This is a genomic window from Modestobacter lapidis (genome assembly GCF_054780755.1).
The window spans coordinates 58,384-80,948 of record NZ_BAAGVS010000013.1 but is presented as its reverse complement, the minus strand read 5'-3'; the positions used below and the strand labels follow the sequence as shown (position 1 = coordinate 80,948).

The 22,565-nt window shown below is 72.9% G+C and carries 16 protein-coding genes; 2 read left to right on the top strand and 14 right to left on the bottom strand.

Annotated elements, in window-relative coordinates:
* Positions 1-81: 81 nt before the first annotated feature.
* The 6 genes from glfT1 to ACYVG5_RS14085 all read right to left on the bottom strand — a co-directional run bounded on the left by glfT1 (position 82) and on the right by ACYVG5_RS14085 (position 9,816).
* Positions 82-978 carry a galactofuranosyltransferase GlfT1 gene (glfT1, locus tag ACYVG5_RS14110; RefSeq protein ID WP_222049892.1) on the bottom strand — a complete coding sequence of 299 codons (897 nt, stop codon included), beginning with the start codon at positions 976-978 and terminating at the stop codon, positions 82-84.
* Positions 975-1,742 (bottom strand): galactan export ABC transporter ATP-binding subunit Wzt/RfbE, encoded by a 768-nt coding sequence (wzt, locus tag ACYVG5_RS14105; RefSeq protein WP_460683266.1) that lies wholly within the window; start codon positions 1,740-1,742, stop codon positions 975-977. Before wzt ends, glfT1 begins: the two co-directional genes overlap by 4 nt.
* Complete coding sequence (wzm, locus tag ACYVG5_RS14100) at positions 1,739-2,575, bottom strand: galactan export ABC transporter permease subunit Wzm/RfbD (RefSeq protein WP_222049893.1); 837 nt, start codon at positions 2,573-2,575, stop codon at positions 1,739-1,741. Before wzm ends, wzt begins: the two co-directional genes overlap by 4 nt.
* A 62-nt stretch (positions 2,576-2,637) precedes the next feature.
* Positions 2,638-5,904 (bottom strand): LGFP repeat-containing protein, encoded by a 3,267-nt coding sequence (locus tag ACYVG5_RS14095; protein ID WP_222049894.1) that lies wholly within the window; start codon positions 5,902-5,904, stop codon positions 2,638-2,640.
* Positions 5,901-6,440, bottom strand: a complete 540-nt coding sequence (locus tag ACYVG5_RS14090; protein WP_222049895.1) for a hypothetical protein — start codon at positions 6,438-6,440, stop codon at positions 5,901-5,903. The genes ACYVG5_RS14095 and ACYVG5_RS14090 overlap by 4 nt, the downstream gene beginning before the upstream one ends.
* A gap of 64 nt (positions 6,441-6,504) precedes the next feature.
* Positions 6,505-9,816 carry an N-acetylmuramoyl-L-alanine amidase gene (locus ACYVG5_RS14085; RefSeq protein ID WP_222049896.1) on the bottom strand — a complete coding sequence of 1,104 codons (3,312 nt, stop codon included), beginning with the start codon at positions 9,814-9,816 and terminating at the stop codon, positions 6,505-6,507.
* 386 nt (positions 9,817-10,202) lie between these two features.
* Between ACYVG5_RS14085 and ACYVG5_RS14080 the strand changes: the two genes are divergently transcribed.
* The gene (locus ACYVG5_RS14080; protein WP_222049898.1) at positions 10,203-11,732 is read left to right on the top strand and encodes an LCP family protein; all 1,530 of its coding nucleotides are present in this window, start codon (positions 10,203-10,205) and stop codon (positions 11,730-11,732) included.
* 64 nt (positions 11,733-11,796) lie between these two features.
* Here the strand turns inward: ACYVG5_RS14080 and ACYVG5_RS14075 are convergent, their stop codons facing one another.
* The 4 genes from ACYVG5_RS14075 to ACYVG5_RS14060 are packed head-to-tail and all read right to left on the bottom strand — an operon-like array spanning position 11,797 to position 15,512.
* Complete coding sequence (locus ACYVG5_RS14075; protein WP_222049899.1) at positions 11,797-12,552, bottom strand: decaprenylphospho-beta-D-erythro-pentofuranosid-2-ulose 2-reductase; 756 nt, start codon at positions 12,550-12,552, stop codon at positions 11,797-11,799.
* On the bottom strand, positions 12,549-13,925 hold the full coding sequence (locus ACYVG5_RS14070) for an FAD-binding oxidoreductase (protein ID WP_460683265.1): 1,377 nt from the start codon (positions 13,923-13,925) through the stop codon (positions 12,549-12,551). The genes ACYVG5_RS14075 and ACYVG5_RS14070 overlap by 4 nt, the downstream gene beginning before the upstream one ends.
* Complete coding sequence (locus tag ACYVG5_RS14065; RefSeq protein WP_460683264.1) at positions 13,918-14,961, bottom strand: decaprenyl-phosphate phosphoribosyltransferase; 1,044 nt, start codon at positions 14,959-14,961, stop codon at positions 13,918-13,920. The genes ACYVG5_RS14070 and ACYVG5_RS14065 overlap by 8 nt, the downstream gene beginning before the upstream one ends.
* A 20-nt stretch (positions 14,962-14,981) precedes the next feature.
* Positions 14,982-15,512, bottom strand: coding sequence for a phosphatase PAP2 family protein (locus ACYVG5_RS14060; protein WP_222049901.1), 531 nt, complete (start codon positions 15,510-15,512; stop codon positions 14,982-14,984).
* A 322-nt stretch (positions 15,513-15,834) separates the two neighbouring features.
* Here ACYVG5_RS14060 and ACYVG5_RS14055 point away from each other — a divergent pair, with 322 nt between their 5' ends.
* Positions 15,835-18,060 carry an acyltransferase family protein gene (locus ACYVG5_RS14055; protein WP_222049902.1) on the top strand — a complete coding sequence of 742 codons (2,226 nt, stop codon included), beginning with the start codon at positions 15,835-15,837 and terminating at the stop codon, positions 18,058-18,060.
* 111 nt (positions 18,061-18,171) lie between these two features.
* Here ACYVG5_RS14055 and ACYVG5_RS14050 read toward each other — a convergent pair whose 3' ends face one another.
* From ACYVG5_RS14050 to ACYVG5_RS14035, 4 genes are read right to left on the bottom strand one after another with little or no spacing between them, the layout of a single operon-like run.
* Positions 18,172-18,912, bottom strand: a complete 741-nt coding sequence (locus ACYVG5_RS14050; RefSeq protein WP_222049903.1) for a glycosyltransferase family 2 protein — start codon at positions 18,910-18,912, stop codon at positions 18,172-18,174.
* Positions 18,912-19,679 carry a glycosyltransferase family 2 protein gene (locus ACYVG5_RS14045; RefSeq protein ID WP_222049904.1) on the bottom strand — a complete coding sequence of 256 codons (768 nt, stop codon included), beginning with the start codon at positions 19,677-19,679 and terminating at the stop codon, positions 18,912-18,914. Before ACYVG5_RS14045 ends, ACYVG5_RS14050 begins: the two co-directional genes overlap by 1 nt.
* Positions 19,676-21,895, bottom strand: coding sequence for a lysylphosphatidylglycerol synthase domain-containing protein (locus tag ACYVG5_RS14040; protein WP_222049905.1), 2,220 nt, complete (start codon positions 21,893-21,895; stop codon positions 19,676-19,678). The genes ACYVG5_RS14045 and ACYVG5_RS14040 overlap by 4 nt, the downstream gene beginning before the upstream one ends.
* Positions 21,895-22,467 carry an HAD family hydrolase gene (locus ACYVG5_RS14035; protein WP_246630835.1) on the bottom strand — a complete coding sequence of 191 codons (573 nt, stop codon included), beginning with the start codon at positions 22,465-22,467 and terminating at the stop codon, positions 21,895-21,897. Before ACYVG5_RS14035 ends, ACYVG5_RS14040 begins: the two co-directional genes overlap by 1 nt.
* Positions 22,468-22,565 lie beyond the last annotated feature (98 nt).

Below are 22,565 nucleotides of genomic sequence, written 5' to 3'. Positions count from 1 at the left end.
CAGGCTCGGCGCGGGACCCTGAAGGGTGGCCGCCGGAACGCGCGAGAGGCCCCCGTCCGCTGGACGGGGGCCTCCACGCTTTCAGGCGCCGGGTCGGGTGAACCGCTCCCGGCGTCCGGCCCGGGTCAGCCGCAGCCACTCACGCCAGCCGGCCCGGTCGCGCCGGGACACCAGGAAGAACCAGCCGAACCGGACGAACTCCAGGGGGAGCAGCCAGCGCATGCCCGGCTGGGCCATCAGGTACCCGCGGTTGCGGTAGGTGAAGTACCGCTTGACCTCGTTGCCGGGGTACTGCGCCGACAGCCGGCCGCCCAGGATGGGCTGGAACTCCGACGTCCCCTCGGGGTGCTGGTAGGCCGCGGCCACGCAGGTGCCGAAGGGCAGCCCCGCCCGGAGCATCCGGCGGTGCACCTCGGTCTCGTCGCCGCGGAAGAACAGCCGGTAGTCCGGGACCCCGACGACGTCGAGGGCGTCGGCGCGGAACAGCGCGCCGTTGAACAGCGAGGCGTAGTTGCGCAGCACCTCGACGCCGGCGAAGTCGCTGCGCCGGCGACGCCAGCGCAGCCCGCGGCGCAGCGGGAAGGCCAGCCGGTCGGGGTCGGCGAGGTCGGTGACCATCGGCGAGACCTCGGCCAGGCCGTGCCGCTGCGCGGTGTCGAGCAGCGTGGCCAGCACCGTGCCGTCGGCCGGCCGTCCGTCGTCGTCGGCGCACCAGACCCAGTCGGCGCCCAGGGCCAGCGCGTGCAGCATGCCGAGCGCGAACCCACCCGCACCGCCGAGGTTCCGCTCGCTCGGGAGGTAGGTGACCGGTAGACCGCTGGCCAGCACCACGGTCTCCGCCGGCTGGTCGACGCCGTTGTCCACCACGACCACGTGGTCGGGTCGCCGGCTCTGTCCCGCGATGGCGGCCAGGCTCTGCCGCAGCTGCTCCTGACGGTGCCGGGTCACGATCACGGCGACGACGCGGCCGTCGGTCACGCGGAGGCGCCCTTGTACGCGCGCAGCACGTCCTCGAGGTCGCCGTGCTGCACGATCCGCCCGTGTTCCATCCAGATCGCGGTGTCGCAGAGCTCGCGGAGGAACTCGTCGGAGTGCGAGGCGAACACCAGCAGCCCCGAGCGCTCGACCAGCTCGGCGAGCCGCTTCTTCGACTTGTCCAGGAAGGCGGCATCGACGGCGCCGATGCCCTCGTCCAGGAGCAGGATCTCGGGATCGATGCTGGTGACCACCCCCAGGGCCAGGCGCACCCGCATGCCGGTGGAGTAGGTGCGCAGCGGCATCCGCAGGAAGTCGCCGAGCTCGGTGAACTCGGCGATGTCGTCGACCCGCGCCTCCATCTGCTTGCGGCTCATGCCCAGGAACAGCCCCCGGACGACGATGTTCTCCAGCCCGGACACCTCCGGGTCCATCCCGACGCCCAGGTCGAACACCGGGGCGACCCGGCCGGTGACGACCGCGGAGCCCCGGGTGGGCTCGTAGATGCCCGACAGCAGCCGGAGCAGCGTCGACTTGCCGGCGCCGTTGTGCCCGACCAGCCCGACGCGGGCGCCGTGGCCGAGCTGCAGGGTGATGTCCCGCAGCGCCTCGATGACCGGCACCCGCGACTCGCTGGCGATGTTGCCGCCGACCATGCCCATGACCGTCTTCTTCAGGGACCGGCTCTTCGCGTCGAAGATCGGGAAGTCGACACAGGCGTTCTCGGTGGTGATGCTGACCAGGGGTCTGTCCTCCGACACGGTCACACCCAGTAGGAGATGCGCGCGCGGTAACGGCGCAGCACGACCAGCGTCACGGCCCAGCCGACGACGGTGATCGCCAGGACGATGATCCAGTGCCGGATCTGCTGGTCCTGGCCCAACATGGGCTGGCGGATGATCTCGATGAAGTGCAGGAACGGGTTGAACTCGACCAGCCGCGCCCGCTCGGCGATGGCCGGGTTGGGGCTGTTGACCAGGTCCTCGTAGATCCAGACGATCGGGGTGAGGAAGAACATCAACTGGACGATGCTCTGGGTGATCGGGGTCAGATCGCGGAACCGGGTGGTGGCCATCCCGAGGAGCAGCGCCGCCCAGGCGCCGTTCAGCGTGAGCAGCAGGAAGGCCGGGAATGCCGTGAGCGACGTCCAGGACAGCTGCTGGGGGAAGATGATCAGCATGACCGCGTACACGGCGAGGTTGTGCGCGAAGAAGAGCACCTGCCGCCACACCAGCCGGTACACGTGCACCGACAACGGCGAGGGCAGGTGCTTGATCAGCCCCTCGTTGGCGATGAACACCTCGGAGCCCTCGCTGATGCAACCGCTGATGAAGCCCCACACGATGAAGCCCACGAGGATGTAGGGCAGCTGCACGGAGAGCTCGTTGCCGAACAGGCCGGCGTAGAGGATGCCCAGCGCGACGGCCGTCACGGCCATGCTGATCGTGATCCAGATGGGGCCCAGAAGGGACCGGCGGTAGCGCTGCCGGATGTCCTGCCAGCCGAGGTGCCCCCACAGCTGCCGTTGCCCCCACCCGCCGACCAGGTCGTCGGCCGCGCGGCGCCAGCTCCTCGCGCCGGGGACGGCGGTGACGGTCATGTGCCCCACGCTACCTGGGCGGGTCGGCCGGCCGGCACGCCTGACATCGACTGCGGGGGGCATCACGATCGCAGCTGCACAGTGGCCTCACCGGTCACACCGTCCACGGTGATCGACCCCCGCTGGAAGTCCGTCCGGCTGCCACCGGCCACCGGCCGCTCGTCCGACGTCGGATAGCCCAGGGAGCCCTGCTCCCACCCGGTCGCCGCCCAGGCCGCCAGCACGTCGTCGCGCAGCACGCGGGCCCCGGTGGCCGGGGTGGCGTAGATCGCACCGCCCTGGAAGTGGGCGTACTGGCCCACGCCGTCGGGGGTGCCGGTGACGTCGGTCGTCGGGTAGCCGAGGACACCGGCCTCCCAGCCGGTCCGCGTCCACGCCGCGCGTACCGGCCCGTGCACGGCGTGCGCGCCGGTGGCCCGGGTCCAGTAGATCGACCCGCCCTGGAAGTGCTGGTAGCGGCCGAGGCCGTCGGGCGTCGCGGTGACCCCGGCCGTCGGGTAGCCCAGCGGGCCGCGTTCCCAGCCGGTCAGCGACCAGGCGTCGCGGAAGACCACGGGCAGGGCGCGGGCGCCGGTGGCGGCGGTGGCGTACAGCGACCCGCCCTCGAAGTGCTGGTAGGTCGCCGCGCCGTCCGGGGTCCTCCCCGCGTCGCTGACCGGCAGCCCGAGTTCGCCGGCCGCCGCGCCGTAGGCGCTGAGCAGGGCGGTGGGCACCGCGTGCGTGCCGGTGGCCGGTGAGACGTAGAGCTCGCCGCCCTGGAACGCCTGCACCTGCCCCCGGCCGTCCGCGGTCGCCGCGGCCGTGCCAGTCGGGTAGCCCAGCGGGCCACGTTCCCAACCCGAGGCCGCCCAGCCGTTCCGGATAGCGGTGGGGACCACCCGTGCGCCGGTGGCGGCGGTGGCGTAGATCGACCCGTGCTCGAAGTGCTGGTAGGTCGCCTTGCCGTCCGGGGTCCTCCCCACGCCGCTGACCGGCAGGCCGAGCGACCCGCTCGCTCCGCCGGCCGCCGTGTAGGCGCCCAGCAGCGCCGCGGGAACCGCGTGCCCGCCGGTGGCCGGCGAGGCGTAGATTGCGCCGCCCTCGAAGCGGACCAGCAGGCCCCGGCCGTCGGGGGTGGCGACGGCGTCGGCGTTCGGGTAGCCGAGCGGGCCCCGCTCCCAGCCGGAGGCCGCCCAGCCGTCCCGGATGGCGGTGGGCAGCACCCGGGTGCCGGTCGTCGCGGTCGAGTAGATCGACCCGTGCTCGAAGTGCTGGTAGGTCGCCTTGCCGTCCGGGGTCCTCGCGGCGTCGTCGACCGGCAGGCCGAGCGAGCCGGCCGGGCCGCCGGCCGCCTCGTACGCCGGGAGGAGGGCGGTGGGCACGCCGTGCCCACCGGTGGCCGGCGAGGCGTAGACCTTGCCGCCCTGGAAGCTCTGCACCTGGCCACGGCCGTCCGCTGTCGGGGTGGCGCCGGAGGTCGGGTAACCGAGCACCCCGGCCTCCCAGCCCGCGGCCGCCCAGCCGTCCCGGATGGCGGTGGGCAGCACCCGGGTACCGCTCGTCGCGGTCGAGTAGATCGACCCGCCCTCGAAGTGCTGGTAGGTCGCCTTGCCGTCCGGGGTCCTCCCTGCGCCGGTCACCGGCAGGCCGAGCGGACCGTTCTCCCAGCCGCTGGCCGCCCAGGCGGCCAGGATCGGGCCGGACAGGGCGCGCGCGCCGGTGGCCGCCGAGACGTACACCGAGCCGCCCTGGAAGTGCACGTACTGCGCTGTGCCGTTCGGCGTGCCGGCCACGTCCGACACCGGGTAGCCCAGCGGACCGTTCTCCCATCCGGTGCCGGCCCAGGCGGCGTAGACCGGCTCGGGGAGCAGCCGGGCGCCGGTGGTGGGCGTCCAGTAGATGGAGCCGTGCTCGAAGTGGGCGAACAGGCCCACTCCGTCCGGCGCCACGGCCAGGTCGGTCACCGGCAGCCCGAGCGGGCCGTTCTCCCAGCCGGACGCGGCCCACCGGTCGTAGACCACGCCACCGAGCACGTGGGCACCGGTTGCCGCGGACCAGTAGATCGACCCGCCCTGGAAGTGCGCGTAGTGCGCCGCGCCGCCGCGGATGCCCGCCTGGTCGCTCGTCGGGTAGCCGAGGTAGCCGCCCTCCCAGCCGGTGGTCCCCCACTTGTCCCGGACCGCACCGTTGACGCTGTGGGCGCCGGAGGCCGGCGACCAGTAGATCGAGCCGCGCTGGAACTCCTGGAAGCAGCCGTCGCCGGGCAGTTCGCACATCGCGTCGCGCACCGGCCAGCCCAGCGGGCCGGCCTCCCAGCCCAGCGAGCCCCACTTGTCGCGCACCGCGCCGTAGAGCACGTACCGGGCGCCGGTCGCCGGCGACCAGTAGATGGCGCCCCGGGCGTAGGACTGCAGGCAGCCGCCACCGGCCAGCCCGCAGACGACGTTGCCCGCGATGCTCCCCAGCACGCCGGTCGCCCCGCCCAGCTCGGCGTACCGGCCGGTCACCTGCGCGGCGCCGGGCACCTGGGTCGAGCCGAACCAGTCGGTGTAGTAGATCCAGAAGTTGCGGTTGCCGTACGCCGAGCACCCGTCGCCGGTGCCCTTGCCGGCGTTGAGCGCCGCGGCGTTGGGCTGGTAGGGGGTGTAGTTGTAGAGGCCGGCGGTCGCCTGGTTCTCGATGAAGACCGGCGTGCTGCCGCAGGCGGCATTCGGGTGGTAGCGCAGGTTGTTGACCAGCCCGGCCTTGTAGTTGTACCGGCTGGAGTCCGCCGCGTAGTTCCGGTACTGCCACGCGGCGCTGTAGACCTGGTTGAAGAAGCCGTTGTACTCCGGCTTGCACGGCGCGGTGTCCGGGCAACCGAAGCCCATCGCCTCCCGGTACCGCTTGGCGTAGAGGCTGGAACCGCTGGCGGTGACCAGGCTCTGCTCCTTCTGCAGGATCACCAGCAGCACCCGCTGGCTGACGCCGCAGGCCTGCCCGACCTTGGCGATGACCGCCGCGGCCCGCTCGGCGGCCGCTCCGACGTAGGTGCCGGGGCACCTGCTGTCCGCGGGCTTGGTGGCGGTGTCGACCAGGTAGTCCTTCAGACACCAGGTGCCGTCGTTGCCGACCTTGCAGTTGGGGTTCTTCGCGTTCAGGAACGTCTGGACCGCGCCGGTGTCCATCGCGTTGCCGTCGAAGAACAGCTGGTCGCTGATGATGTTGCCGGGCCGGAACTGCGACGTGTCCGCCGCCTCCACCAACGGGGTCGGCGCCGCCGGCGGAAGGGTGGCGAGCACACCGGCGACGACGCCCGCGCCGCAGACGACCGCCAGCATCCCGGCGAGCAGCCGACGCAGCACGGTCACTCCGCCACCCGCACGTCGAACGGTTCGGAGGTCCCGCTCGTCGTCCCCGACTCGTAGCCCAGGACGGCACTCCACTCGCCCGGCGCCAGGTCGTCGCCGAGGACCTGCAGCTGGCCACAGGACGTGGTGGAGGCGTCGGCGACGGCGTCCGACGTCGTCGACACCGACTCTCCGTCCCGGGTGAGCTCGAGGGTGCAGGTTCCGCCGTCCTCGATCACCGGGCTGACGTAGCCACTGGCGATCACCGCGTCCGCGGCCCCGTCCCAGACCAGGTAGGTCAGCACCACGTCGGTGGTGGCCGGCCGCGGGGCGTCGGTCGCGACCGGGGCGTCGTCGTCGGTGACCACGCCCACCGGCGGGGTCACCGGCGCCGTCGTCGACGTCGACGTCGTCGCCCCGGTGACCGTCCCGGCGGCCTGCCCGGCCGCCGCTCGTTCCACGTCGGCTGCACCGCCGGTGCAGCCGGTCAGCCCGACCACGGCGGCGGAGGCGAGCACGAGCCGCCCTCGGCGGCTCCGGAACGGGGAAGACGTCATGTCGGGAGGCCCTTCGGGTCGCGGCCCTCAGCGGTGGTGCTGCGGGGGCGTTGCACGCCGGATATCACCGTACGGTAACGGTGGCCTCACCCGTTGACGTCGACACGCTGATGAAGCCTCGTTCGAAGTCGGTTCGGGTACCGCCGCTGACGGTCCGGGTGTCGGAGGTGGGGTAGCCGAGCCGGCCCTGCTCCCAGCCGGTCCGGGCCCAGGCGTCGAGCACCGCGCCCCGCAGGACGTGCGCGCCGGTTCCCTGGCTCCAGTAGACGGCGCCGCCCTGGAAGTAGGTGTAGGCGCCCTTCCGGTCCGGCGTGACGGTGTGGTCGGTGGTCGGGAAGCCGAGCACGCCCTGCTCCCAGCCGGCGGCCGCCCAGGCGTCGCGCACCGGCCCGCGGACGACGTGGGCCCCGGTCGCCCGGCTCCAGTAGACCGACCCGCCGGCGAAGTGGACGTACTCACCGGCGCTGCCGGGCGTCGGCCGCACCGTCGTGACCGGGTAGCCCAGCGACCCGCCCTCCCAACCGGCGAGCGCCCAGGAATCCCGGATGGCCGCCGGCAGCGCGAACGCCCCACCCGCCGTGGAGTAGACCGATCCGCCGGCGAAATGCTGGTAGGTGGCCTTGCCGTCCGGCGTGCGGCCGGGATCGGTGATCGGGAACCCGAACCGCGCCGTCCCCCCGGCAGCCGTGACGGCCGCCTGGAACGGCGCGGTGACCATGCGGACCGCGCCGCCCGCGGAGTAGAGCGCGCCGCCCTGGAACGTCTGCACGGTGCCGGCCGCCGGCCCGGACGCACCCGTGCCGGGGGTCGTCGTGGTGGTCGTGGTCGGTCCGGAGGTCGGGTAGCCCAGCGGCCCCCGCTCGAAGCCCGAGGCGGCCCAGACCCCGAAGGCGGCTGCGGGCACCACGTGCGTCCCGGTCGCCGTCGTCGAGTAGATCGACCCGCCCTCGAAGTGCTGGTAGGTCGCCTTGCCGTCCGGGGTCCTCCCGGCGTCACCGACCGGCAGGCCGAGCGAGCCGGCCACCCCGCCGGCCGCCACGAAAGCGGTCCGGAGCCGGGCGGAGACCGCGTGCGCACCGGTGGCCGGCGAGGCGTAGACCTCGCCGCCCTGGAAGGTGGCGACGGTCCCGCGGCCGTCGGGGGTGGGGCCGGCGTCGGAGGTCGGGTAGCCCAGCGGTCCCGCCTCCCAGCCGGACGCCGCCCAGCCGTCGCGGACCGCCGTGGTCAGGGTCCGGGTGCCGGTTGCTGCCGTGGAGTAGATCGACCCGCGCTGGAAGTGCTGGTAGGTCGCCTTGCCGTCCGGGGTCTTCCCGGTGCCGGTGACCGGCAGGCCGAGCAAACCGTTCTCCCAGCCGCTGGCCGCCCAGGCGGCCAGGAGCGGGCCGGACAGGGCCCGCGCGCCGGTGGCCGCCGAGGCGTACACCGAGCCGCGCTGGAAGTGCACGTACTCGGCCTGCCCGTTGGGCGTCCGCGTCAGGTCGGTCACGGGGTAGCCCAGCGGCCCGGTCTCCCACCCGGTCGCCGCCCACGCCCCGTAGACGGCCTTGTCGAGCAGCCGGGCGCCGGTGGTGGGGGTCCAGTAGATGGAGCCGTGCTCGAAGTGGGCGAACAGGCCGACCCGGTCCGGCGCCACGGCCAGATCGGTCACCGGCAGCCCGAGCCGGCTGTTCTCCCAGCCGGACGCGGCCCACCGGTCGTAGACAGCGCCGCCCAGCACGTGGGCACCGGTCGCCGCGGACCAGTAGATCGACCCGCCCTGGAAGTGCGCGTACTGCGCTCCGCCACCGCGGATCGGCGTCTGGTCGGTCGTCGGGTAGCCCAGGTAACCGACCTCCCAGCCGGTGGTCGACCACTTGTCGCGCACCGCGCCGGCGACGGCGTGCGCGCCCGTCGCCGGGGACCAGTACAGGGACCCCTGCTGGAAGTGCTGGAACTGCCCCGAGCCGTCCGGGGTCGCGGCCACGTCGGTGATCGGGTAGCCCAGCCAGCTGTTCTCCCAGCCCAGCGACGCCCACTTGTCCCGCAGGACCCCTCGGACGACGTGCGCCCCGGTGTTCGTCGAGGCGTACAGCGACCCGTTGGCGTAGTGGGCGAACGCACCGCCCGGAAGCGGGGTGACCGGGGTGGCCGGCGTGCCGAGCAGCGTCCGGACGGCGGCGTCGGAGTCGTAGCGCTTCTGCACCAGCGGGGCCGCCGAGCCAAGCTGGGCGGTCACCTTGTCGCGGATCTCGGCGAGGCGGGCGTAGCCGTACCGGCCCGGGCAGGCCGTCGAGCCGACGTCCCGGTGGCCGAAGATCGTCGGGAGGGTGACCGTGGTCCCCGCGGCGTACCGCGAGGTGCCGCCGCCGCGGGACGTGAGCACCGTGCTGCCCCTCGGGTCGATGCCGAACAACGAGAACTTCCAGGCGATGATCGCGGCGACGGAGTCGACCGTCCCCTGCGGCACCGGCACCACGTCGTAGTTGCCGAGCATCGAGACGCCGAAGGTCGAGTTGTTGAAGCCACCGGCGTGCGCGGCGATCACCGTGCTGGCCAGGCCGCCGGCCCGGCCCTCGAAGAGCCGGCCGAACTTGTCGACGATGACGTTGTAGCCGATGTCGCCCCAGCCCAGCTTGACGGTGTGGTACTGGTAGATCGACCGCATCATGGCGGGCACCTGGTCGTACGAGTAGTTGTTCGAGTCCGCGGTGTGGTGCAGCGTCGCGGCCTTGATCGTGGGGGCGTACTCCGGCCCCCAGCTGCGGATCCGCTCGTCGGCCCCCCACTGCGCCCGGGAGAAGACGGCCGGCATCGCGGCGGCCGCGTTCGCGGTGTCGGTGATCTCCGGGGCGTCGAGCGCGGCGTCGGCCGCGCTGGCACCCGGGTCGATCAGCTCGAGCTGGACGTCGGTGGGCTGGGCGCCCGACCGCGTCACCAGCTCCGCCTCGACGCCGGTGCTCGGGCCGGTCCACAGCGGGCTGGTCCCACCGCGCAGCTCGGCGCCGGTGGCCGCGGTGGTGCTCTGGTCGGCGGTCTCGGGGGTGACCTCCGTCCACGTGCCCCAGTCGCCGTCCTCGGTGCGCACGCGGACCTGCACGACCGTGTCGGTGACGGCCGGGTCGTGGGTCCAGGTGACGCCGACGAGCGAGAACGGCGCCACGTCGCTGCCGGCGACCGTGAGGGTGGGCTCGGTCGACGAGACCCCGGGAACCGGGGCGGTGGTGCCCGGCTGCACATCGGCGGCGGGCGCCGGCGCGTCGACCGAGCCCATCGAGACCTCGGCACTGGAACCGGCGACCGGCTCCGGTTCGGGGACCGGTGCGGCGTAGACGGGCAGGACGAGCAGGGTGCCGGTCAGGGCCAGCAAGGCGATGAGGCCCGTGAGTGTACGACGCACGTGGTGGTCCTCCGATGAGCGGTGAGCAGCGGCCTGCCGGACAGCACAGGCACGTTCAGCTCATCTTCTCGACACTCAGGCGAGTCGACCGATGGCAGACCGTGACGAAAACACACCCCCATCTGGTGACCCCGGCTTCTCCGGCGGAACCGTCCTGGTCGCCGTCGGCCGGAGGCGCCGGAGCCCGCGGAGCCGACGCCGGTGAGCGTTCCCGGGTCGCGTGTGACGGATGTGCCACCGCGGCCCGGACACGGCAGACGCCGGCGTGGCGACGTGACCACCGGGCACAGTTCCGGGTCGTACAGTCGCCGACGACCACGCCGCTCGACGACGGGCCTCTTCCTGGCACCTTCCCGACGTCGGCCACCTGACGTGAGGACGTACCCGTGAGCAGAGACGACGAGCGCGCAGCGCCTGGACCGGCGCGCCCTCTCCCGCCACGGCTGGACCCTCGCCTGGGCCGCTCCCCCGGCCGGCCGGACCGCACCGCCGCGGCACCCCGGTCCGGTCGCGGTGGCTCCCGCGCCGCCGTCGCCGCCCGGGTCGTGGCCGGCCTGGTGTCCCTGGTCCTGCTGGGCACCAGCGGCTGGGGCTGGTACCTCGGCCGGGTGGCCGAGGCGACCGTCAACCGCACCGACGCCATCCCCACCGCGGGCAACGAGGACGCCGGCTCGGTCGGCGAGGCGATGAACCTCCTGCTGGTCGGCAACGACAGCCGGGCGGCGCTGACCGAGGAGCAGCTGGCCCAGCTCAACGCCGGCAAGGACTCCGGCATCAACACCGACACGATGATCCTGGTGCACGTCCCGGCGGACGGGTCGAAGGCGTCCTTCGTCTCCTTCCCCCGCGACTCCTACGTGCAGATCCCCGGCTACGGCTGGGACAAGCTCAACGCCGCCTACGCGTACGGCTACCAGAACTCCGAGGCAGCCACCGAGGAGGAGCAGCTGGCCGCCGGGGCCCAGTTGCTGGTGCAGACGATCAGCTCGCTCACCGGCCTGCAGATCGACCACTACGCCGAGGTCGACCTGCTCGGCTTCTTCGAGCTCAGCAGCGTCGTCGGCGGGGTGGAGGTCAACCTCTGCAACGCGGTGGATGACTCCTACTACTCGGGCGCGGTCTTCCCGGCCGGCGTCCAGACCATCAGCGGCGCCGACGCGCTGGAGTTCGTCCGGCAGCGCCACGAGCTGCCCCGCGGCGACTTCGACCGGATCGTCCGCCAGCAGGTGTTCATCGCCGGCGTGCTGCGCAAGATGCTGTCCGAGGAGGTCCTGCTGGATCTGGGCAAGCAGCGGGAGCTGGTGCAGGCCGCGGCGAACTCCCTCACCGTCGACCAGTCGCTGAACCTGCTGCAGCTGGCCCAGCAGATGCAGTCGGTCACCGCCGGCAGCATCGACTTCCAGACCGTGCCGAACCTCGGGACCGACAAGGAGGACGGCATGTCGATCGTCCGGCTGGAGGACGTGCCGACGCTGCACGCCTTCTTCGCCGACCTGTCGGCCGAGCCGGTCGACGCCGCCGCGCCGACCGCCGAGGCACCCGTCGCCGCCACCCCGGCCGAGGTGGACGTCGAGGTCTACAACGGCTCGGGCACCTCCGGGCTGGCCGGCGATGCCGGCACCGCGCTGACCCAGGCGGGCTTCACCGTCACCGGGACCGCCAACGCCGACTCGATGGACTACACGGTCACCGAGATCCGGCACGCGCCCGGCGACGAGTCGCTGGCCACGGCGCTGGCCGCCGTCGTGCCCGGCGCCGTCGTCAAGGAGATGACCGACGCCACCACCGGCACCGTCCAGCTCGTCCTGGGGTCGGACTTCAACGGCGTCGGCCAGGCCGTCACGCCGGCACCGCCGGCCGAGCCCACCGAGGGCATGGACCCGCGCACCGCCGCGGACACCACCTGCATCAACTGACGACCGGCACGGCACCAGGCCGTCCGGGCAGCGCCCGGACGGCCTGGCGCCGTCGCGCGGGCCGTCAGATGGGCAGCCGGCGGAAGACCGGTCGCGGCACGTGCCGCAGCACGCTCATCACCACCCGCATCGCGCCGGGGACCCAGACCGTGTGCCGCCCCCGGCGGATGCCGCTCACGATCGCCTCGGCCACCGCCTCGGGGGTGGTCGCCAGCGGTGCATCGGGCATCCCGGCGGTCATCTTCGACCGGACGAAGCCCGGCCGCACCACCAGCACCGATACACCGCTGCCGGCCAGGGAGTCGGACAGCCCCGAGTAGAAGGCGTCCAGGCCGGCCTTGGTCGAGCCGTAGACGAAGTTCGACGCCCGCGGGCGTTCCCCGGCCACCGAGGACAGCGCGACGATCACGCCGTGCCCCTGCCGACGCATGTGCTCGGCCAGCACGGTGCCGACCACGGTCGGCACCACGTAGTTGACCCGGGCCAGCTGCGCCACCGCAGCGGCGTCGCTGCGCAGCTGCTCGGCGTTCCCCAACTGCCCGAACGCGACGAGCGCGACGTCGACGTCCCCGCCGGCCGCGACCCGGGCCAGCATCCGCTCCGGCGAGCCCGGGTCGTCGGCGTCGAAGTCGACCACCTCGACCGACCCACCCGCGGCGCTCAGCTGGTCGGCCACCGCCGCGCGGCGGGGGGTGTCCCGGGCCGCGACGACGACCCGCAGCGGACGCTCCCGCAGGTACCGGTGGGCCGTGGCGACGGCGATGTCGGAGGTGCCGCCGACGAGCAGCAGCGAGCCGACCGAACCGAGGGCGTCGATCACAGCGAGAGCCTCCTGGCCAGGTCCGAGGTGAACACGCCATCGGGGTCGACCCGCTGCCGGACGGCACGGAAGCGGCCGAGGTCGGGGTACATCCGCTCGAACACCTCCGGGCGCAGCCGGGAATCCTTGGCGAGGTAGATCTTCCCGCCGGCCTCGACGACCAGCTGGTCCAGCTCGTCGAGCAGCGTGGCCAGCCGGCTGCCGCCCACCGGGATGTCCAGCGCGAGCGTCCATCCCGGGGCGGGGAAGGACAGCGGGCCGGGGTTGGCCGGGCCGAAGCGCTTGAGCACGGCGAGGAACGACGCCGTCCCGGCGGAGCTGATCCGCAGCATCGCCTCGCGCAACGCCTCCTCGGCACCGAACGGGACGACGAACTGGTACTGCACGAACCCGCGCGGGCCGTAGATGCGATTCCACTCCCCCACCCCGTCCAGCGGGTGGAAGAAGGTCGGGATGCCCTGCAGCTGGTCGCGCTTGCGGGTGGGCGACTTCCGGTACCAGACCTCGTTGAACGCCGCGACGGTGCCGAGGTTGAGCAGGCCGGGCGGAAAGAGATCGGGCGCGCTCAACTTGACCGAGGTGGCGTAGCGCAGCGGGTCGCGCTGCTTCTTCTCCGGCAGTTCGTCGCGGCGGGCGAACCGGCCGCGGGTGAGCACCGACCGGCCCATCCGCCGGCCGCGGGCGACGCAGTCGATCCACGCGACGGAGTAGTCGTACAGGTGGTCGGTTTCGGTCAGCAGGGCCATCAGCGACGCGAGGTCGGGCGTCCGGTCGGTGTCGACGAGCACCTGCGACGACTCGATCCGCTTCATCCGCACCCGGGCGGCCAGCACGACGCCGGTGAGCCCCATGCCGCCGGCGGTGGCCCAGAACAGCTCGGGGTCCGCGTCGGGCGAGACCCGGCGCACCTGGCCGTCGGCGGTCAGCAGATCCAGCCAGTCGACGTGCTGGCAGAAGCTCCCGGCCTGGTGGTGGTTCTTGCCGTGGATGTCCGCCGCGATCGCGCCACCCACCGTCACGTACCTGGTCCCGGGAGTGACCGGGACGAACAGACCCATCGGCACCAGCAGGGACATCAGCCGGTCCAGCGGCACCCCGGCGTCCACCTCGACCGCGCCGGCGGCCAGGTCGACCTGACGCACCTGGTCCAGCCCGGCCATGTCCAGCACCGTGCCGCCCGCGTTCTGCGCGGCATCGCCGTAACTGCGGGCCAGGCCGCGCGCGGCGACGCCACGACCACCGGCCCGGCGGACGGCCGCGCGCACGTCCTCGGCCGTGCGGACGCCGACGAGCTCGGCCGGGGTGGGCGCGGTGCGCCCCCACCCGGCGAGGAACCGGCGATCGACGGGCGGCGCGGGCAGTGCCTCAACCACCGAACACACCCAGCGCCACGGTGACCAGCCAGACCACGCCGAGGCCGAGCAGCACCTTGTCGTGCAGCACGACGTCCTCCGGCTCGCCGGCCTCGCCCTTGTCCAGGTCGACCGCGTTGCGCAGCAGGCCGAGCACGAACGGCGCGATCGAGATGGCCGCCCAGGGCACGCCGTCCTGGCTCTCCCCGATCTCGAAGGCCCACAGGCTGTAGACGGTGACGGTCACGCCGGCGGACATGCTCCAGACGAACCGGAGGTAGCTGGCCGAGTACTCGCGCAGGCTCTTGCGCGTCGCGGCGCCCTCACCGATCGCCACCAGCTCGGAGTACCGCTTGCCGGCCACCATGAACAGCGAACCGAACGCGGCCACCAGCAGGAACCACTGGGAGATCGCGATACCGGCCCCGACACCGCCGGCGACGGTGCGCAGCAGGAAGCCCGAGGCGACGATCGCCAGATCGATGACCGGCTGCTGCTTGAGCGCGAGGCAGTAGGCCAGCTGGAGAACGACGTACACGGCGAGCACCCAGGCCAGCGCCGGCCGGGTCAGCAGGGCGGCGATCACCAGCGCGGCGACGAACAGCACGCCGGCGAGCACCAGTGCCAGCGACCGCGGCACGATGCCCGCCGCGATCGGCCGGAACCGCTTCACCGGGTGGCGGCGGTCCTCCTCGGCGTCCACCGAGTCGTTGACCAGGTAGATGCCCGACGAGACCGCGCAGAAGAGGACGAAGGCGACGAGGGTCGCGCTGAGCACCTCGAGCTCGAGGATCCGTCCGGAGGCCAGCGGGGCGGCCAGCACCAGGACGTTCTTCACCCACTGGCGCGGGCGGAAGGCGCGCACCACACCCCAGGCGAAGGAGCCGCGCCACCCGTCCGGCCGGTTCCCGTCCGGCGGGAGGGCGTCCGGCAGGCCGGCCTCCGGCGTGCCGCCGGCCGGCGGTACGCGGACCGGCTCGCCTGCCACCAGCGGGGGCAGGGGCATGACGGCGTTCGGCCGCCGGGGCGGCGCCTCGTGCTCGGGATCGTGCTGCATCGCTCGCCTCGGTGGGGGTGTCATGACGGTCCTCCAGCAGTTGCGGCGCGCCGGACGCCGGCGGCCACACCGCCGCCCAGCAGGGCGCCGGCGACGACATCGCTGGGCCAGTGCACCCCGAGCAGCACCCGGGAGACGGCCATGGCGCCCAGCGCACCCACCAGGACGGGCCGGCCGAGAACCGGCCCGTACCCGACGACGGCTGCCGCGGTGGACGTGGCGTGCGCGCTCGGGAAGGAGAGCAGGCTGTGCACCGGCCCCAGCGGGGGGACGTGCGCGAGGTCGGGCCGGACCCGCCGGACGGCGCGCTTGAGGCCGACGGCCGAGCCGTGCGCGAGCGCGACGCCGGCGGCCCCGGTCAGCCACTCCCGGCGGTGCCGGCCGGTCGCCCAGCCGATGGCCCCCAGGGCCAGCCAGCCCCGGGCGTGCTCGCCGAAGGCCGACAACGCCTGGGCGACGGGAACGGCGGGGGTCTCGCCCAGCCCGCGCCGGATCGAGGCCAGCACGGCGATCTCCGCGCGCTGCAACGTGCTCGTCCAAGTGCTGTTCATCGCCACTGACCCTAGGTCCAGGAGGGGCGTCGCACCCGGCCAGCTCCCACGGGGACCTGTCCGTCACATTCCGGGTGTTCCCGGACGCGACGGTGCCGGCCGGGCGCGACGGGTGGGACCGGTGTGACGAAGGGGGCAGAACTGCCCACGAACGGCGGCGCCACGCCACTTGAGCCCAGCTCCGGAGCGTGTCCGGATCGTTACGCTCTCGCAGCACGGACAGCGACAGCTGCCGCGTGCGACCAGCTGTCGGGGAACCGCCGCCGGTCACCACGGGCGGGCACCGGACCTCGGACCCCGCCGGATGCGAGACGAGGGAAGCGTGGCGGGTCAGCACACGATGACGATGGACGTGGCGAGCGGTCGGGCGTCGGTGACGGTGGACGACCTCACCGAGCGGATGGCCCCGCTCGGGAGCACCCGGACCACCCGCCCGCCGGTGCCGCCGGTCCCGCCGGCGCCGGCCGGGCAGAAGTCCTCGGGCGTCCGGGTCGAGATCCAGGCGCTGCGCGCGCTCGCGGTCTCCCTGGTGGTCATCTACCACGTCGTTCCGCTCCGGCTGCCCGGTGGCTACGTGGGCGTCGACGTCTTCTTCGTCGTGTCCGGCTTCCTCATCACCGGTCACCTGCTGCGCGAGGTCGAGCGCAACGGGCGGGTGCGACTGGGCCACTTCTGGGCCCGCCGCGCGCGCCGGCTGCTGCCCGCCGCACTGCTGGTGCTGTTCAGCACCACGGTGGCGACGTTCGTGTGGGTGCCCCAGACCTACTGGCAGTCGTTCCTCCGCGAGATCGGCGCCTCGGCGCTGTACGTCGAGAACTGGCTGCTGGCCGGCGACGCCGTCGACTACCTCGCCCACACCAACGCCGCCTCCCCGGCGCAGCACTACTGGTCGCTGTCGACGGAGGAGCAGTTCTACGTCCTCTGGCCGCTGCTGATCGTGGTCGCCGTGTGGCTCGCCATCCGGATCGGCGTCCACCGCCGTACCGTCGTGGGGCTGCTGCTCGGCCTGATCACCGTGGTGTCCTTCGGCTACTCGCTGTGGACGACGACCACCAGCCCGCCGGAGGCCTACTTCACCACCCCGGCCCGTGCCTGGGAGTTCGGCCTCGGTGGGCTGCTCGCCCTGCTGGCCGCCACCCCGCTCGCCGGGTCGCACCGGCTCCGCACCGTGGTGTCCTGGCTGGGGTTCGGCGCCATCGCCGTCAGCGCGTTCACCTTCACCGCGGCCACCCCGTTCCCCGGCACGGCCGCCCTGCTGCCCGTCCTGGGCACCGTGGCCGTCATCTGGGCGGGCGCTCCGCGCCACGACTGGAGCCCCACGACGGTCGCGGACTTCGGTCCCGTCCGCTTCCTCGGCGACATCTCCTACTCGGCCTACCTGTGGCACTGGCCGCTGGTCGTCATCGTCCCCTTCGCCATCGGCTCCGAGATGGGCACCGTGTCGAAGGTCGGCGTGCTGGTGGCCACCGTCGTGCTGGCCTGGGCCACCAAGGTCTGGGTCGAGGACCCGGTCCGCACCGGCACCCCGCTGGCCCGCCGCGGCCTGGGCGCCACGGCGCTGGCCACCGCGGTGGCCACCGCACTGGTCGTGGTCCTCGCCTCCGGTGGCTGGCTGTTCGTCAAGCACCAGGTGGAGGAGGCGCGCGCGGTGGCCGAGGCCTGGGCCACCGGCGGCGACCCCTGCTTCGGCGCCGGGGCGATGGACCCCGAGCGCGGCTGCGGCGACCCCTTCGCCTACACCGAGACCGTCAACACCACGTTCGCCAAGACCGACGTGTCCAAGGGCCTCGGTTGCGCCTCCGTGCTCGCCGAGACCGAGGTGAAGACCTGCCGGTTCGGCAGCACCGACCCGGTCGAGACGGTCGCGATCTTCGGCGACTCGCATACCTCCAGCCTGTACGAGGCGATGGAGGAGGCCGCGGAGGAGCGCAACTGGGCCGTGGTCACCTACCTCAAGGCCGGGTGCCCGCCGCTGGCCACCGCCCGGATGCCCGCCGCCAACCAGCCGGCCGACGAGCCGCCGGCCTGTGCGGCGTGGGGCGAGGAGGCGCTGCGGCAGATGGCGGCGGACCCGGCCATCACCCGGGTCTTCACCAGCTACCGCTCGGACATCTACAAGTACGAGGACGACGAGGGCGCCCTGCACGACGAGATCCCGGCCGAGGTCGCCCAGGCGCCGCTGCGGCTGCTGGCCGACGCCGGCAAGCAGGTGCACGTCGTCCGTGCCGTGCCGACCACCAACGGCGTGCACCTCGGCCGGGAGCTGATCAACCAGGAGGTCAGCGCGCCGGACTGCATCGCCGCGGCCGGTGAGGTCGACGACCCGTGCGCCGGCCCCCGCGACGTGCGCCTGACGCCGGACCGGATCGCCGACGCGGCCGTCGCCCTGCAGCACGACCGGGTGTCCGTGCTCGACCTCACCGATGCGTTCTGCGACGAGTCGCAGTGCCACTCGGTGATCGGCGGGACGGTCGTCTACTTCGACGGCAGCCACATCTCGGCCACCTTCTCCCGATCGCTGGGTCAGCTCATCGCCGCGCGGGTGTGAGGAAGGGGGCCACCCTCCTCCCCACGCCTCGCAGGCTCGGCGCGGGCCCCTGGAGGGCGGCCGACGACGACGAAGCCCCTCCCGCCGGCGGGAGGGGCTTCGTCGTTCCGGCTAGACCGGGGCGCCGGTGGCCTCGAACGCCGCGAGCTCCTCGGGGGTCCCGAAGCAGTAGAAGTCGCCGTGCACCAGCCCGACCCGGCGGCCGGAGTCGATCAGCTCGTTGAACACCAGGGAGACGTAGTACTCGGGCATGGCCGCATCGATCTGGCGGGCCATCAGCCGGTCGGCAGCGTCCAGGAACACCCGCGCCGAAGGGAACGAGTACACGCCCATGAGCGCGTCGGAGGAGATCGCCTGCTTCTCCGCGGTGCGCACCACCAGGCCCGCGGCGTCCACCTCGGCGAAGCTGTAGCGGGGCTCGGTGGACCGGAAGGACAGCAGCAGGCCGTCGACGTCCCGGGCCTGGACGGCCTCCGCCAGCACCCGGAAGTACTCCGGGCTGTCGAAGGCGATGTCGCAGTCCATGATGACCAGCGGCTGGTCCGGGTCGAGCCGGTCGCGGGCCTGCAGGCAGGTCTCCACCGCACCGCGGGTGTCGTGGTCCAGGAGCACGATGTCGGCGGACGGCTCGACGCCGCGCACCCGGGCGGCCAGGTCGAACTCCCGGTCGTTGTCCTCGCGGACCACGACGGTCACCGTCTTGTCACCCGGCCACGGCGCGAACGAGCGCAGCGCCCGGGAGAACATCGGCACCCCGGCCACCTCGATCAGCGGCTTGGGCGTGGTGATGCCGACCTTCCGGAACCGCGTCCCGAGCCCGCCCATCGGCATGAGCACCTGGAGGGTGGCCATCACTGCACCTCGTCCCACTCGTAGTCGCGGTCGGCGACCGGGGCCGACGTCTGCCGGCCCAGCCGCCACAGCGCCAGGTTGCGCAGCGCCGTCCGGAAGATGTTCCAGTTGCGGGCGTTGGACACCTGGTCCTCTTCCCGCCAGGTGATCGGCACGAACGCGAAGCGCACCCGGCGGGCGACCAGGTCGAGGATGAGCTCGTAGTTGAACGTCAGCTTGTCGGCGAAGCGCAGGTAGGTGGCCGGGTCGAGGTCGCGGAGCGCGAACAGGTTCAGCCCCGACCCGAGGTCGTCCAGCCGGCGCAGGGCCACCGCGCTGTAGACGGTGTTGAGCACCCGGTTTCCCCAGACCCGCTTGGCGTCGTAGCCGTGCAGCCGGGAGTCGCGGCTGAACCGCGAGCCGAGCACCGTCTGGGTCCCGGGGTGGGCCGCTGCGTGGTCCAGCAGCAGGGCCACCTCGTCGCTCCTGGCCTGGTTGTCGCCGTGCAGGATCACCACGTGGGTGTGCCCGGCGGCGCGGGCGTGCTCGAAGGCCACCTTGTGGGTGCCGCCGAGGCTGTTGTTCTGCCGGTTGCGGAAGACCCGGAGGTTCGGCAGCCGGCCGGCGCGGCGGTACTCGAGGGCGCGGGCGAGGGTGTCGTCGGTGCTCTGGTTGTCGATCACCCAGATCTCGCTGACCCGGGCGGCCACGTCGTCGGTGATCTCGTCGAGCACCCGGCCGATCTGGGGGGCGCAGTTGTAGGCCGGGATGGCGATCACGGCGTTCACGTGGCGAGGACCTGTCCTTCTCTCGGCTCGGTGCCGAAGATGTCGTCCCGCGCGTCGGTCCGCGCGAGTTCGTACTGGTCGAGGAAGCGGTTGAGCGCCTGGACGCACACCGCGTAGTACTTCAGCGCGGTGGCCGGGTTGATCACCACGCGGTGGGTGAGCATCCGCCCGTAGAACAGCCCGACGTGGAACAGCACCGAGCGCTGTTCGGCGACCGAGAGGTGCTTGGGCATCACCACCGTGCTGACGTAGTCGGCCAGCTCGGCGTACCGGGCCGACCGGTCGTCCCGGTAGGTGATCTCGGGTGCGCCGTCGGCCCAGCCGAGCACGACCGGCGTGCTGTCCTCGTTGAGGAACTCGTAGCCGTAGAGCAGGGACTGCATGTGCCGGCCGAAGTCGATGACCGGGCCGCGGACCTGGTTGTCGTCGGAGGGGTCGATGACCAGCACGTCCCGCATGGGCAGGTCGACCAGGATGTTGTCCACGGTCAGGTCACCGTGGATGTGCGAGGAGGACTGGAAGGTGGCGAGGTCGCGCCAGGCGGTCTCGTTGCGCTGGATCCGGTCGAGGATCCGGTCGAAGTTGTCCAGCCGCTGGCCGTTGACGACGATCTGGTCGCCCTTCATCGCCTCGGCCAGCCCGGAGTGCTGCTCGGCGGCCGCGCGGACGCGCAGCACGAAGCGCTCCCCGACGTAGTCGTCGCGCAGCTGCGGCCGCTGCTCGACCGGACCGAGCTGGTACACCCGCCCGTACATGTAGTCCCAGACGTCGGCCAGCTTGGCCTGGCACTCCTCGAGCGGGTTCTCGTGGACGTACTCGAAGAGCGGCACGCTGCTGGGCCGGTACTCGAGGTCGATGGCGTAGTGGTCCTCGGCGGCGGTCTCCCGCAGCACCGTGACCAGCTGGTGGTGGTCGGCGCGCTCGGCCAGCCAGTCGTGCTGGTTCTTCAGCCGGTGGGCGTGCTCCAGCGGGACCATCTTCTTCACGAACAGCTCGGTGCCGTCGGTGGCGAGCAGGGTGACCGCATTGGACCCGCCCTTGAAGAACTGCACCAGGCTGACGTTGCCGTTGACCTCCAGCCGGTGCAGCACCTGGCTGAGGTGCTGGCGCTGGAAGTAGGCATCCAGGAAGTGCGTGATCGATCCGGAGATGTCCTGGTCACGCCCGAGCTTGTTGACGTAGCCGTCGGCCGGGGCGAGCTCCGTGCCGGCCAGCGGGTCGCCGGTGCGGCGGGCCCAGTTGACGAACAGCGCGACGACGGCGACCAGCAGCACCGGCACGTTCGTCACCGCCCAGGCCGCGGCGGCGAAGACCGCGACCGCGGTCCCGCTGAGCGAGCTGCTGCCCTCGAGGAAGGACGTCGCACCGTCCACGTAGGGGGCCGGGTTCGCGTTGCCGAGCGAGGGGCTGACCACGGCCGAGGGGGTGGCGGTCGCCGCGACCCCGTTCCGCAGCGACAGCTGGGGGAAGACGGTGAAGGCGATCATCGTCGCGGCGCCCAGGTAGCAGGCCCACGAGGCCAGGGCCAGCACGCCGTAGCGGACCAGCTGCCGGCGCTGCCGGAAGAACCGCTGGAACCCGAAGATCGCCGACCAGAGCTTGAACCGGGCGCGGTTCTCCAGGTCGTGGTTGAGCCAGCCGGTGGCCCGCCAGGCCAGCCGCATGAGGACGGTGTTCTCCCGCACCAGCGCGGCGAAGGAGGCGATCAGCGCGACCGACACGACCAGCGCCACGGCGGCTGCCGCCGGCACGACACCGTTGAGGGGCGCACCGACGACGGCGACGAACACGAGGAAGGCCACCGACACCAGCACGACGTCGATGAGCCGCTCGAGGACGACGGCCAGCAGCGTGTACAGGAAGCTGATCCGCACCGTCTTGGCGATCAGCCAGGCGCGGACCACCTCGCCGATCCGCAGCGGCCACACGACGTTGAACAGGTAGCCGATCGACAGGTGCCGGAACTGGCCGGCCAGGCTGCCCCGTCGCACGTTGTCGATCGGCACCTTGGTGCGGGCCGCGCGGAGCACGTGGCCGCCGAGCTGGACCAGCGCGGCCAGGCCCAGCACGGCCCAGTCGCCGGCGCCGAGACCGGCGGACAGCCGGGTCCACAGCTCCTGCAGCGTCGGCCAGGTGAGGGCGGCGAAGCCGGCCAGGGAGAGCAGCGCGACCACGATCAGGACCACGCGGCCACGGGAGTACCGGGGAGCGGACATCAGAAGTGCGGCACCTCGAGGACGGGGAGGCCGGCGGCGAGCGCCGCCTGGCGGCCGGTCGCGGAGTCCTCGAACGCCAGCGCGGCGGCCGGGTCGGCGCCGAGCAGGTCCAGCGCGCGCAGGTACCCCTCCGGATCGGGCTTGCTCTTCTCGACCTCGTCACCCCACACGATGACGTCGAACAGCGGCGTGAGCCCGTGCACGTCGAGGATCTGCCGGCCGTTGCCGGACTTCGCGGTGCTGACCAGCGCGGTGCGGTGGCTCGGTGCCATGAGCCGCAGGAACGCGATCAGCGCCTCGTTGACGGTGGTCCGGTGCAGCTGGCCGGCGTAGAGCCGGCTCTTGGCTGCGCGGATGGTGTCGACGTCGTCCGGCCCGATGCCCGGCAGCAGGTCGGGGATGAAGTCGCGGGAGTCGCGTCCCCACGTGGTGGCGAACGCGTCGACGGTCAGCTCGTGCCCGGACTCGGCGAACGCGTCCCGGTAGGCCTGGTAGTTCGCCTCGCGGGTGTCGACGAGGGTGCCGTCGAGGTCGAAGAGGAGGGCCTGCACGGTGCCGGCTGTCCTGCCCATGGTCACGCGTTCCCCCACTCCCCCCGACCAGTTCCCCGGCCCGTTCCGCTCCCCGGCGCCTGCTCGCCGCACAGCTGCTCCCGTCGCGTCGGCGACGT

Coding starts and splice junctions, on each gene's coding strand:
- wzm (WP_222049893.1), bottom strand. CDS start 2,575: ATGACCGTCACCGCCGTCCCCGGCGCGAGGAGCTGGCGCCGCGCGGCC.
- ACYVG5_RS14090 (WP_222049895.1), bottom strand. CDS start 6,440: ATGACGTCTTCCCCGTTCCGGAGCCGCCGAGGGCGGCTCGTGCTCGCC.
- ACYVG5_RS14065 (WP_460683264.1), bottom strand. CDS start 14,961: ATGCAGCACGATCCCGAGCACGAGGCGCCGCCCCGGCGGCCGAACGCC.
- ACYVG5_RS14060 (WP_222049901.1), bottom strand. CDS start 15,512: ATGAACAGCACTTGGACGAGCACGTTGCAGCGCGCGGAGATCGCCGTG.
- ACYVG5_RS14050 (WP_222049903.1), bottom strand. CDS start 18,912: ATGGCCACCCTCCAGGTGCTCATGCCGATGGGCGGGCTCGGGACGCGG.
- ACYVG5_RS14040 (WP_222049905.1), bottom strand. CDS start 21,895: ATGTCCGCTCCCCGGTACTCCCGTGGCCGCGTGGTCCTGATCGTGGTC.
- ACYVG5_RS14035 (WP_246630835.1), bottom strand. CDS start 22,467: ATGGGCAGGACAGCCGGCACCGTGCAGGCCCTCCTCTTCGACCTCGAC.